At 40.6% G+C, this 13,200-nt stretch carries 11 protein-coding genes; 2 read left to right on the top strand and 9 right to left on the bottom strand.

Annotated elements, in window-relative coordinates; translation table 11 throughout:
- Positions 1 to 176 precede the first annotated feature (176 nt).
- Positions 177 to 1,322 (top strand): M20 metallopeptidase family protein, encoded by a 1,146-nt coding sequence (locus ACN6MT_RS06825; protein WP_419955257.1) that lies wholly within the window; start codon positions 177 to 179, stop codon positions 1,320 to 1,322.
- A 707-nt stretch (positions 1,323 to 2,029) separates the two neighbouring features.
- Here ACN6MT_RS06825 and ACN6MT_RS06820 read toward each other — a convergent pair.
- The 5 genes from ACN6MT_RS06820 to ACN6MT_RS06800 all read right to left on the bottom strand — a co-directional run bounded on the left by ACN6MT_RS06820 (position 2,030) and on the right by ACN6MT_RS06800 (position 7,910).
- Positions 2,030 to 2,986 (bottom strand): transketolase family protein, encoded by a 957-nt coding sequence (locus ACN6MT_RS06820; RefSeq protein ID WP_419955256.1) that lies wholly within the window; start codon positions 2,984 to 2,986, stop codon positions 2,030 to 2,032.
- The gene (locus tag ACN6MT_RS06815; RefSeq protein WP_419955255.1) at positions 2,986 to 3,828 is read right to left on the bottom strand and encodes a transketolase; all 843 of its coding nucleotides are present in this window, start codon (positions 3,826 to 3,828) and stop codon (positions 2,986 to 2,988) included. The genes ACN6MT_RS06820 and ACN6MT_RS06815 overlap by 1 nt, the downstream gene beginning before the upstream one ends.
- A 57-nt stretch (positions 3,829 to 3,885) precedes the next feature.
- Positions 3,886 to 5,262, bottom strand: a complete 1,377-nt coding sequence (locus ACN6MT_RS06810) for a PTS ascorbate transporter subunit IIC (protein ID WP_419955254.1) — start codon at positions 5,260 to 5,262, stop codon at positions 3,886 to 3,888.
- Positions 5,263 to 5,528: 266 nt separating this feature from the next.
- On the bottom strand, positions 5,529 to 5,810 hold the full coding sequence (locus tag ACN6MT_RS06805) for a PTS sugar transporter subunit IIB (protein WP_419955253.1): 282 nt from the start codon (positions 5,808 to 5,810) through the stop codon (positions 5,529 to 5,531).
- A gap of 36 nt (positions 5,811 to 5,846) precedes the next feature.
- The gene (locus tag ACN6MT_RS06800) at positions 5,847 to 7,910 is read right to left on the bottom strand and encodes a BglG family transcription antiterminator (protein ID WP_419955252.1); all 2,064 of its coding nucleotides are present in this window, start codon (positions 7,908 to 7,910) and stop codon (positions 5,847 to 5,849) included.
- 187 nt (positions 7,911 to 8,097) lie between these two features.
- On the opposite strand from ACN6MT_RS06800, the gene ACN6MT_RS06795 reads away from it, so the two are divergent.
- Positions 8,098 to 8,889 (top strand): histidinol-phosphatase HisJ family protein, encoded by a 792-nt coding sequence (locus ACN6MT_RS06795; protein WP_419955251.1) that lies wholly within the window; start codon positions 8,098 to 8,100, stop codon positions 8,887 to 8,889.
- 223 nt (positions 8,890 to 9,112) lie between these two features.
- On the opposite strand, the gene ACN6MT_RS06790 is transcribed toward ACN6MT_RS06795, so the two are convergent.
- The 4 genes from ACN6MT_RS06790 to ACN6MT_RS06775 form a co-directional block, all read right to left on the bottom strand.
- Positions 9,113 to 9,538 (bottom strand): SRPBCC family protein, encoded by a 426-nt coding sequence (locus ACN6MT_RS06790; RefSeq protein ID WP_419955250.1) that lies wholly within the window; start codon positions 9,536 to 9,538, stop codon positions 9,113 to 9,115.
- 598 nt (positions 9,539 to 10,136) lie between these two features.
- Positions 10,137 to 11,522: a leucyl aminopeptidase family protein gene (locus ACN6MT_RS06785; RefSeq protein WP_419955249.1), complete on the bottom strand. Its 1,386-nt coding sequence runs from the start codon at positions 11,520 to 11,522 to the stop codon at positions 10,137 to 10,139.
- A 72-nt stretch (positions 11,523 to 11,594) separates the two neighbouring features.
- On the bottom strand, positions 11,595 to 12,116 hold the full coding sequence (locus ACN6MT_RS06780) for an MgtC/SapB family protein (RefSeq protein ID WP_419955248.1): 522 nt from the start codon (positions 12,114 to 12,116) through the stop codon (positions 11,595 to 11,597).
- Positions 12,117 to 12,198: 82 nt separating this feature from the next.
- Positions 12,199 to 13,197 carry a histidinol phosphate phosphatase domain-containing protein gene (locus tag ACN6MT_RS06775; protein ID WP_419955247.1) on the bottom strand — a complete coding sequence of 333 codons (999 nt, stop codon included), beginning with the start codon at positions 13,195 to 13,197 and terminating at the stop codon, positions 12,199 to 12,201.
- Positions 13,198 to 13,200 lie beyond the last annotated feature (3 nt).

Genomic DNA, 13,200 nt, shown 5'->3' with positions numbered 1-13,200 from the left:
TGCTATTTGAGCTGGCTTTTTTATTTCCTTCATTTTGCTGTGGCGATTACGTCTTTTTTACTATATTGTTGAATAATATAGGCCGCCATATTGCCAATTCATCCAATATGGCATTTATATGGCCGAGAGATGGATCTCTAAAAAGACAAATTCCGTTCCATAGGAGGATTTATTGAATGTATATCGATGACAGCTTAGTGAAACAAGCGATTGAGGATAGACGCTACTTACACCAGCATCCAGAGCTTTCTGGAAAAGAATATGAGACCCATGCCTTTATTCGACAGCGGCTGGAATCGTTAAAAATTGAAATTCTAAACTACCAGGCACCAAGTGTGGTCGGATTTGTGAAAGGAACAAACGGGAACAAGACCATAGCATTACGTGCAGATATCGATGCCCTTCCCATTGTCGAGGAAGGGGATAAACCCTATATTTCAAAAAATCCCGGCGTTGCTCACGCCTGCGGTCATGACGGACATACCGCTGTATTATTAGCTGTGGCCGACTGGTTATCGAAAAATAGAGAACAGGTTGTGCCAAATATTATGCTTATTTTTCAATCGGCAGAGGAAATCACACCAAGCGGAGCAGATCAGTTAATCCAACAAGGTGTTTTGGATAAGGTCGATGCGATCTATGGGATTCATTTGTGGCAAGGGATGGAAAAAGGAAAAATCGGATTAACACACGGACCGATGATGGCTTCCGTGGATGATTTTGAAATTACTATTCAAGGGTCAGGCGGCCATGGATCCATGCCCCATGAAACTGTTGATTCTATTTATGTAGCCACTCAAGTAATACAAGCTTTCCAAAGTATCATTAGCAGGAATTTAAATCCAATTGATTCAGGAGTAATTACAGTTGGAAAAATGGAGGCTGGAACGACCTATAATATTATTCCTGAACAGGCAAAATTAATCGGTACCATACGTGCTCTGACACCGCACGCGGTAAAAACCATTCAAACGCAAATGGTGAAGTTAACAGAAGGTATTTGCCAGGCTTATGGTGCAAAAGGCCAAGTTGACTTTATTCACGGCACGCCGCCGCTTGTTAACGATCGCGAAAAGGCACTTTTTATTGAAACGGTCATCCGCGATGAATTTGGTGAGGATGTCTTTACATTAGTAGACCCCGTAATGGGAGGAGAAGACTTTTCTTATTATTTGCAGAAGAAGCCTGGGGCATTTATTTTTGTAGGAATGAGCGGTGAAAAGAGCCAATACCCGCACCATCATCCAAAATTTGATTTGGATGAAGATGTGTTTCCGGATGCTATTAAACTATTTATTGAGATTATGAAAAATCATGACTAAATGAAAGGTACCGGGTTTAACGCGGTACCTTTTACAGGCTGTCGGGAAAGTCTCGACAGCCTTTATTTTGACTATGTTAAAGTCTGATTTGTCCTCAAGACCCTTTATTGAGGACAAATCCTTGCTTACTGCCACACGTTTTGTCCTCAAGACCCTGCATTGAGGACAAATCCTTGCTTACTGCCACACGTTTTGTCCTCAAGACCCTGCATTGAGGACAAATCCTTGCTTACTGCCACACGTTTTGTCCTCAAGACCCTTTATTGAGGACAAATCCTTGCTTACTGCCACACGTTTTGTCCTCAAGACCCTTTATTGAGGACAAATCCTTGCTTGCTGCCACACGTTTTGTCCTCAAGACCCTTTATTGAGGACAAATCCTTGCTTACTGCCACACGTTTTGTCCTCAAGACCCTTCATTGAGGACAAATCCTTGCTTACTGCCACAAGTTTTGTCCTCAAGACCCTTCATTGAGGACAAACCCTTGCTTACTGCCACACGTTTTGTCCTCAAGACCCTGCATCAAGGACAAATCCTTGCTCGCTACACACACAATTCGTCCCCAAGACCCTGCCTAAATGACAAATCCTTGCTTGCTACTCACACAATTCGTCCTCAAAACACATAAAAATAAATAATTCCGAGAAAAAGTACCTTTTTTCGAAAGTATATAAAAGGTACCGTTTTAACCCGGTACCTTTCACTTTTATAGTATTTCTTTGACTGCTGCTACTATGTCTTTCGGAGTTAACTTGTAAAATTCCTTCAGGTATTCAAGCTTTCCAACTTGCCCGAATTGTTCTTTGACTCCAATGCGTCTCATCTTGGTTGGGCAGTGTTCGCTTAGGACTTCTGCTACTGCGCTGCCTAGCCCGCCAATGACGTTATGATTTTCTGCTGTTACAACGGCTCCCGTCTTCTTAGCGTACTTAACGATTAGGTCTTTATCAATTGGTTTAATCGAGAACATATCTATCACACTAGCTTCAATTCCCTCTTCATAAAGCAAATCTGCTGCTTTTAAGGATTCCGCTACCATAATGCCGCTTGCGATAATGGTAACATCGCCGCCTTCACGGAGAACCTTTCCTTTCCCCTCTTCAAATACCTCATTTTCATCGTATAGCTTAACCGCATTTTTGCGAATCGTTCGGATGTAATGGATACCGTACTCTTTTTCAATCTTTCGAAGCAAGTAACGAAGCATGGTGGAATCACTTACTTCATATACCTTTGCTTGAGGAAGAAGGCGAACAAGACCAAGATCTTCGAACGCCATATGGGTTCCGCCGTTATGCTCGGCCGTTACCCCAGCATCAGATCCCAATATCTTAATATTTGTTTTCGCATAGGAACCTGAAACGAACAGCTGGTCAAATGTCCGCCGAGTTGCGAATTGACCGAAGGTATGGACATAAGGGATCTTCCCCGTCAGCGATAGACCGGCAGCCACTCCCATCATATTGGCTTCCATAATCCCGGTATTAATAATTTGATTCGGAATATCCTTTACAATCTTATTCGTAGCAATGGCGCTCATTAAATCGGCTTCTAAAGCAATAACATCTGGATTGGCTTGCGCCAATTCCACCAAAGTCCGCGCATACATTTGCCGCATTTCCACTTGTTCTAGTTCATAGCTTTTGGATGGTGTTTCAATCATTATGACACAACCTTTCCAAGTTTATTTTCCAATTCCGCAATGGCAGCCAAAATGGCCTCTTCATCTTCCTTACTAGGACGAATATGATGGTTATCCGCTTTTTCCTCTAAATACGGAACGCCTTGACCTTTAACGGTATCCAGAATAATCGCAACAGGCTGATTGGTCTGGCCTTTCCCCTCTTCGATTGCCTGATAGATTTGCTCCAGCGAACGACCGTCCACCCTTAAAGTGTAAAAACCAAACGCTTTAAATTTCTCCACAAAATCTAGGGGATCAATAATATCCTTCGTTGGACCGTCAAGCTGCTTTTTATTGTCATCTATAAATACAAAGAGCTGATTCAGCTTATGGTGTGCGGCGAACTGGGCTGCCTCCCAGCACTGCCCTTCGTTCAATTCACCATCCCCAACGATACAATACGTATAATTACTCTTATTTGATAGTTTATGAGATAGAGCAACACCCACCGCTGCGGATATTCCTTGTCCTAGGGATCCCGTTGTCATATCCACGCCTGGTGTTAAATTCTTATCAGGATGAGAAGGAAGGGTCGTTCCATTTTGATTTAAGGTATAAAGAACTTCTTCAGGAAAGTATCCTTTCGCTGCTAATGTCGCATAAAGACCTGGTCCTCCATGACCCTTTGATAGAATGAAGTAATCACGATCTTCCCATTTCGGATCCTTAGGATTCACCTTCATCACTTCACCATATAAAACCGCCATGGCCTCAATGATGGATAAACTGCCACCGTAATGCCCAAAACCGAGATGATACAATTCTTTTAATGTTTTTAGCCGAATTTCATCGCGAAACGCTTCAATTTTTTGCAGATTCATATTTTTCCCTCCCTTTTTTATTCAAAAAGATAGGGGTGCGTAAACACCCCCATTGACTTATGCTCCAACTTGTTGTGAATCAGAGGCTGCTTTGTTTTTCTTGAAAAAACCAAACACCACTGCGAGGACAACAAGACCAACCACCGTAACAGTAACACCTGTAGAGCCAAAGGAATTAGCGATATTACCAAGAAAAATCCCAGAAGCTGCAAAGTCCGCATCAGAGAATGTAGTACTAGCAAATCCAAGATCGCCTAGTACCGGCATTAAGAATACAGGCAGGAAGGTAATCAATAGACCATTCGCAAACGACCCGATCGTCGCACCGCGAACACCGCCGGTTGCATTACCGAATACTCCAGCCGTTGCACCAGTGAAGAAATGCGGAACAACACCTGGTAAAATAATCACTGCGCCTGCAAAACCAAGAATCGCCATTCCCACAATACCGCCAAGGAAACTACAGAAGAAGCCAATTAAAACAGCATTTGGTGCGTATGGGAATACAATCGGACAGTCTAAAGCTGGCTTTGAGTTCGGAACGAGTTTCGTAGAAATCCCTTTAAACGCAGGAACAATTTCAGCTAACACCAGTCGAACACCTGAAAGGATAACGAAAACTCCTGCTGCAAACGTAACACCTTGAATAATCGAGAAAACAATATAATGAGTACCGCCACTTAATTCTTTTTCTACATAAGATGGACCTGCAAAAAGAGCAATAATGACATAAAGAATAACCATGGTTAATGAAATCGTTACAGAACTATCACGCAAAAATCCTAAACCTTTAGGGAATTTAATCTCTTCTGTGGAACGAGATCCCTTCCCAACCACTTTCCCGACAAGACCAGACAACACATAACCTAAGCTTGAAAAGTGACCGAAACCAACATTGTCGTTACCCGTAATTTTTCGCATAAAAGGCTGACAAATGGCTGGGAAGACAGCCATGATTAACCCTAACGCAAGGGAACCAACAATAATTAATGGAACTCCTTTTAACCCAGAAACCACTAAGATAACAGCTAGCATACAAGCCATGTATAACGTATGATGGCCCGTTAAGAAGATATATTTTAATCGAGTAAAACGAGCAATTAAGATATTCGCTAACATCCCAAAGAACATAATAAATGCTGTGGCACTGCCATACTTGGTTAATGCCATCGCCACAATGGCCTCATTATTTGGGACAACTCCGTTAACGTTAAAAGCTTCTTCAAACATTTTTCCAAATGGTTCAAGTGATCCAACGATAATACCAGCACCTGCAGATATTACGAGAAAGCCTAAAAACGTTTTTGTGGTTCCTTTTACAATATCGCTTGCTGGCTTTTTCAAGATAATTAGACCAACTAGTGATATTAACGCAACTAGAACAGCTGGCGTACTTAAAATATCCATCAATAATTTAAGAATTCTTTCGCCCATGGTAGAGGCCCCCTTTTACTTTATGATTGGCTTTTTTAAAGACTGATGTTGATTTTTTTCATGAAAACCCTTATGAAGGACTAATCTTACTGGGAACTCTCCGGATTTGTCCTTCATCAACCTTATAAAGGACAAATCTCACTGGGAACTCTCCGGATTTGTCTTTCATCAACCTTATGAAGGACTAACTTACTGGGCTCTTTCCTGAATTGTCCTTCATCGACCTTTTATACCGCTGTACTAAGAATCAACAATGAGTTTTATGATTAAAGCAAACCTTTTTGCTCTAGCACTTCCTTCAATTTACTGCGAAGACCATCCATATCGATAATACTGTCGATCACAATCACTTCTCCTAAATGCCCCATTCCTTCCGCAATATCCTTTGCTGCGATAAAAAGATCGGCTGCATCTGGAGTGGCAGAGCTTAGGTCAGAATGTTCAACTTCAATACCGCTTACGCCTAACTCACCAAGAATTTGTTGTACATTCATCTCCAACATAAAGCTGCTACCTAAACCAGATCCACAAACGGCTAAAATTTTCATTTGAATTTCCTCCTAAAATGTATAATGAATAAATAATTAAACCACGGCTGAATAACGCTCAAATAATGCAAGAATATCTTCTGTTGTCTCTAACTCTTTTAAGAGCCCGACATTGTTGTTCTCACTTAGAAGCTTGGTTAATTGTGATAACGCCTTAAGATGTGTCGTATTATCGATAGCCGCAATACAAAATAGTAAGCGGACTGGATACTTTTCGTCATTTAAAAAATAAACCGGCTCATCGAGCTTCAAAAAGCTCATCCCCACTTGATTGACTCCTAATTCTGGCCGTGCATGTGGAATCGCCACCTCTGGTCCAATCACGACATATGGACCTAATGTCTTAATATTGGTAATCATCGCATCGATGTAAGAGGACTCAATCGCCCCTGACTCTAATAATGGATGGGCTGCTACTTTTACAGCTTGCTCCCAATTTGGAAGCTGTCCTACAATTTGAATCGTATCCTCTTTCAATAAATCGCTTAACACAGGTTGATTCCCCCTCTGAATATCTACCTTTTTGTGAAAGGTTAGTTGATTTAAAGCATTGGTTAAGCCTTTTTCATCATAAACATTGGCATAACGCCCAATCGTTTGAATCAGTTCTTTTGTCGAGATGTCATGGTACTCTATCCCAAACAGGTGATGATACACTTCATTGATCAAGTTATTCTTTTCCGTTGGAGTCATAATCGGCTTAACATAAAAGCATGGCAGCTTTGACTCCAGCTCTACTGTCGAAAAGAGAAGATCATATTGGTCGACATTCTCCTTTTGATAGCCTTGCAGCGACAGTGTTTTTTCGACAATGATTTCGGAGAAAAGAGACTCCAGCAGGTGTTTCACCATCAACGATGAGCTAATCCCACTTGGACAAACGACAATCGCTCGTTTCTTTTTCGGTACGACCTGCTTCGGCTTTTCTAGCAATGCGCCAAAATGAATCGTGATAAAACCAATTTCCTCTTCAGGAATTCTGATACCTAATAGTGATCCAATCGGCTGAAGCAATTCTTTTACAATGGTATAAAGCTCTTGATGTTCCCGTTTGATTTGCTCAAGCAGCGGATTTGTAATCGGTATCCGATATTTCATTCGAAAATAAGCGGGCTTAAAATGCTGATACAAGGTGTTAATAACCTCGTTCTTTTTCTCAAAAGCAATCGCTGCTTTATTTTCAAAATCAAAGACTAGCTGTTCACATAATTTAAAAAGTAAATCCCAGTCCCCGTCTTGCACAGAACGATTTCCTAGGGATAAACCGAGCAGTTGGGTGGTGAAATAGCAGAGCTCATTCTCATCTTCCTCAAACTGAAGCGATTGAAATAAGGTTTTTGCCACCTGCCACATATGTTCTTTTTTTAATAATTCGACTTCATCGTTATGAAATCTCACAAACTTGCACTCTCGTTGACGGTAATAGTAGAAAACGAGAAAGTAGGTAAATAAATGCAAGCGCTCCTCGACGAAATGGAGATCGAACAGCTTTTCCATTTCATTAAGCGTATCGTGAATGGCAGGCAATGGAATTTGTTCATTTCGATCACTTACTAGATGGATGATGAGTTCTTTATAATACGGAATCCGAATCAACTCAGCTAAATGATGTTGGACAAGTACCCGCTTATCCGACTCTGCACCTGATAAATGGTAGCCTTTTTGCCTCGAGTAGCGTATTTCAACCAGAAAGGGCATGTTCCTTTCATTGGCTTTTTTCACATCTGAGATAACCGTGTTCTTGCTTACCTGCAGGAGCTGTGTTAAATGGACTGATGAAATCGGCTCTTGCCGGATAAATAGGTAAAGGTAGATGAAGATCAAACGTTCCTCTTCTGTTAAAATAAAGTCACGTTCCTTCTCTTCTATCTGTTGTTTCCGGAAATAGTCAACTACCTCTTCCGGCATGACGATATATTGATGTCCCCTGTAAGGTATCGCGGGAAGAGCTTTGTCCTTCAACCAATGATTGACTTTTTCCAAATCATAGGAAATCTGCCGCTTGGTTAATTGAGTTAGATCCATAACTTGGTTCATGGTAGTATTCTTCACTTTTAATAGATGTTTCAATAAAAGTGCGGGACGTTTATCAATCATCATCGTGTCTCTACCTCCTGAAATAATCATATTATAAAACGCTTTCATAGTGTCCGGTCATTGGGAACAATTGATGTTTGAACAATCTGACAAAATTGTGCTCATCTCGCTGCCAGACAAATTTTTGTTCCATTATAGACAATTGTGAAAGTTTTCACTATAGTAGTTTTAAAAAAGCAGGTGAAAAACTATGTATCTAATGGATTATCATCATCACACCAATCATTCCTTTGATTCCACCGCAAGCATGGTGGAAGTATGTAAAAGAGCGATAGAAAACGGGATAATAGAAATTTGCTTTACCGAGCATTTCTCCGTTAATCCGCTTGCGCCAACCTACGGACACATGGTTTTTGAAAAATATTTATCTGAGATTCGTGCTTGTCAGGAACAATTCAACAGCCAATTAACAATCAAAGCTGGGATTGAACTATGCGAGCCCCATCTTTTAAAAAACCAATATGATGAAATTCTGCAGCCACTTAACTTAGATTTCATCCTAGGTTCCGTCCATAACCTTAACAACCAGAAACTTCGTTTGGCCCTCAAAGAAGACCATCCAACTGCCTATGAACGGTATTTTAATGAACTATATCAGATGGTTTCGACAGCGGATATCGATATCATCGCACATTTCGATTTAATGAAACGCTATGCTTATAAAGAACATGGTCTCTATGTCTTTCAAGAGCACCGAGAAAAATTTGAGCAAATACTGAAAAAAGCGATTGATAGAAATATAGGAATGGAGATTAATACATCCGGACTTCGAACAGGGTTAAAACAAACATTACCATCGATTGAAATCATCCAGCTGTATAAGGAGTTAGGAGGAGAAATTTTAACGATTGGTTCGGACTCTCATACGGTTGAGGATGTAGGGGCAAATATTGCGGAGGCCTATGAATTGGCCAAGCAATGTGGGTTTCACTATATTTATAAATTTGAGAAAAGACAGCCGATACCAGTAAAAATAGTCTAATGGTGTGTTTGGCTTTTGGAAGAAGATAAATTAAAAGAGGAAATAAAGTATGACGGCCCTTTTGTTAAAGAAAGGACAAAAGGGCCTGAATGAAGGAAGATTAGAAAATTCCTTAGAAGTTTTATGCCTAGAGGTGCCAACCAATACACAAATGATTGCAAATGATAATAATCATGGTCCACCAATATGAATGACTGTAAGCGGGGTCAGACCACAATCTTTTTTAACGGGTTGTTTGCTCTGCATATTTTTTGAAATTATCTAGTATGGCCTGCCATCCTTGTTGCTGCATCTCAATGGGATTCTCTGTTTCAGCATCAAAGGTTTCGATTACTTTGGTGAAGTTATCATGTCCTTTAAACGTGATTGTCACTTTTCTTCCATCACCAAGTGTATATGCAATCACCTCATGTACTTTCACTTCATCATAAATTCCACCAAAATCGAAACCAAAACTACCATCTTTCGCTTCCATTCTTGAACGGAATTCCCCACCAACTCTTAAATCATTTTCTGCAATCGGTGTGTGCCAATCATCTGAAGCAGCGTTCCATTTTTTAATATGAGTTGGCTCTACCCAATATTCCCATACTTTCTCTACTGGTGCTTGAATGGTTGTTTCTACTGTTACTTTCTTAAGTGATTCCATTAATTTACCGCCTCTCTCTTAATACGAACATGATTAGTTGCCTAGCTATATTCAGTTAATTTCGACAACTCCTTCATTGTTTCCTTTCTATTATTTAAAATCCCAACGATTTAATACAAGAAAAATTTATTATGCATGATTGTATAGGTGAAAAATCTATGCAAAATTATCTTTATTACTAAAACATCTTTTCGACAATATTCCTACCTATATGGAGGTTCAAATATAGGAATGGCAGCATGTACAGCACTTCTAATCAATCGATTAGTTAACAGAGATTCTTTTAAACAAACGTTTGATTAAAAACTTCTCAATCCCTTTTATAACCAGGCCTTTGCTAGTTTTCAAGAAAAATTTTGTCGATAAAAAGCTTGATTCTAAGTAATATCGGACAATAAAAACTTTCACTTTACAAAGTATTACAGACGACAACATTTTTTATATTACACAAACGATTGATTAGTTTTCCTTTAAGTCCATATAAAAGGAGGTTTTCTGCATTACCTTACGGAAGAATATTGTCGAATTCTAAAACACCTGGTACAGGTATCGATATATGAAAAATCGTAGAAGTTCCCAATGAGAAAAAGTGAAAGTTTTACTCGGACACTTGTGTAACAAAATCAGCTAACAGTCGAACACCAAAGCCTGTTGCTGATTTTGGATAATAGCCTGTTTCTTCACTTTCGGTAACACCTGCCATGTCTACATGCAGCCAGCGACATGATTCTGGTACAAAACGGCGAAGGAATAAACCTGCTGTTATCGACCCTGCCTCTGTTTTCGAACTAATATTGCTAAAGTCAGCATAATCACTTTTTAAATAGCTTTCATATGCATCCACTAATGGCATTGGCCAAATGAAATCGCCATTTTCTTGGCCTATTTCCTTCATTTTAAAAGAAAGCTGCTCATCACCGAAAACGCCAGCTATTTTTGAACCAAGTGCAATGCCGATCGACCCTGTTAATGTCGCAATATTCACGACGTATTCGGCATTCCATTCACCGGCGCGAATCAGACCATCCGCCAATATTAATCGACCCTCGGCGTCCGTGTTACCGACTTGAACCGTAGAACCATTTTTGTAACGGATAATTTCACCTGGTAGAACCGATGTATTATCGGGTGTATTTTCAACAATTGGAATCAAACCAACTACATTTACTTTCGCCTTTAAGGCAGCTAAAAGCTTAATGGCTCCAGCAACAGCTGCTGCTCCACCCATATCCATACGCATATCGCTTAAATCCTTCACAATTTTCAAACTAATCCCACCCGTATCAAAGGTTACACCTTTTCCAACGAGAGCAATAAGAGGTTTTGACTCATCGCCATGGTACTCGAGTTCAACAAAGGAAGGCTTATATTTACTGCCGCGGCCGACCGTTAACACGCCATTCATTTCCATTTTTTCTAACATTTCTTTATTAAAAACATTCACTTTAACATTTGAATTAGTAAACTCCTCTTTTATCATCATGGGGAAGGTTTCCGGATTCAGGACATTCGGGAGTTCATTCATTAAATCACGAGAATATGCTGTCGCTTCTGCCCGGATCTTACCCAATTCAATAAATGGACTGACCTCGGCTCCACCATCCACTTGCAGTATCGTTTTAAAAGAATCCTTCTTTGATTGATAGGTATCAAACTTATATGATCCTAGTTGCCAGCCTTCGACAAAGGCCGTAATGGCTGCTCCTGTCTGTAACTTTCGCAGCCCCTTTTTAAAGACATCGTGATGAATAACAGCTTTCGGAACGAAACGACGACTCAGGTCGCGGGCAATTGCTCCAGCGATCATACGAAGCCCTTCATACGTCTGCTTCTCTTCCTTCATTTCCTTTACGGCAACAATTAGCTCACCATCAAGCACCAATGGCGTAAAAGCGGCAGGGCTATTTTCAATAAATTGTTTTAGATGTTTACTAGTTTGAATTCGCGAATCAATTGAAAAATGAATTGTAGCTTGAATTGACATTTACTTCCCCCTTACTAACGATCATCATGATGTTCGTATTCGAAAACAAAATCCTTACTCAATCTCCCAGGGTCATCTTTTTTGACCCATAATCCTAACGCCACTAGAACCGTCACCTTGTTCCCCTTTACTATGCTTATCTTCGATCGCTTGGCTGATTTTTGTAAATACAAAGGTTGTGAATACGGCAGCAAAAACAATACCGTAAAAGCCAGATCCGATGCCGATCCCTACACCGCCAGCAAAAAATACCATGGCAGCGGAGGTTAGTCCTTTAACTCGTAAACCATCCTTTAAGATGAGTCCTGCACCTAAAAAGCCCAGTCCCGAAACGATTTGAGCCGTAAGACGCATTGGATCCATTCGATTATTGAAATTGGAACCGCCAAAGGCCTCGGCACTATAAATGGAAATAATCGTTATTAAAGTACAGGATACAGAGACATAGGTGAAGGTTTTCAACCCCGCCGGTTTATTCTTTGCACTGCGATCCCAGCCGATAAACATACCAAGAAGGGCACTAATGACAAGCCGCAAATAAACCTCAATATTTTTTAGTAATTGTTCTTCATAGAAGATTCCGAAATAATCCATTACTGTACCCCCTTTAATAAAATTTTTCCTACATATAGCCAAGGATGGAGGCACCCCATTGGTACCTCCATCCTTATCCCCATCATCCCAAAGGTTTCAAAATTCGCTGCCGCTTTTCATAGGTTGCGACTTTGACCGCTCCTTTTGCTAAGAGGGTTTCTGTGTTGTGGTCGACATATGCTCCGATATCATCAGGAAAGTGGGAATCGGATGACGTTGTGATATCGACACCGTTTTGAAGCAATATGTCTAGGAATTTCGGACTCGGGCACATTTCTTTAACAGGATAGCGATAATACAATCCTGCATTTACCTCCGTTGCTGTATCCGTTTCTACTAATGCATTCGCGATTCTTTGATAATGTGGGAGAAGGTCGTTTTCGTCTGGACGATAATTGAAAACCTTGAGATTATCTAAATGAGCAACAAAATTAAACAAATTACTGCGAATGGCTTTTTCCACCACACCAAAGAAATCCTCGTACAGATGGTGCAAATCGAATGTGGTAAATAATTGTTGGGTATCCGGATTATCGAAGCCCCAGCCATTTAGAAAATGCACGGACCCTATGACATAATCCCACTCATAGGCATCCAGTAGTTTAGCTAATTCCTCTTCACCGCCCGCAAAATAATCCGCTTCAATCCCCAGTCTTAAGGTGATCCCCTCTGCTTCCCAGCGTGGTTTCGCTTCCGTAATCGCCTGGACAAAGTCGCCCATGGATTCCGTCATGACTTGGTTCAGCCAGTTCAGTTGTTTAGTGCCAAGCTCCGTATCACTGATATCCATATACTTTTCAAAATAAGCCCTTGTTTCTTTAAATCGGTAAAGGTGGTCAACAATGCCTACCTCACTTAATCCCTTACGCTTTGCCTCTTGTAAATATAAATCAATCCATTCCGGTGCATACGAGCCTTTTTGGACACGTTCATTTAACCGCTCCATACTTTCCTTCAGCCAATCGAGTGTATGTAAATCCTCACGCTGCGGATAAAAATGGCCTAAGGCTATATTTGTGCGGTCAAGCCAGCGTAATGAATACGGCCCTTCTTCGAGATGCAAATGGTAATCGACTTTCATTTT

It is taken from the genome of Neobacillus niacini, from assembly GCF_048572935.1.
In the GTDB taxonomy this organism is placed as follows: Bacteria; Bacillota; Bacilli; order Bacillales; family Cytobacillaceae; genus Neobacillus; species Neobacillus niacini.
This window is presented reverse-complemented; position numbering and strand designations above follow the sequence as displayed.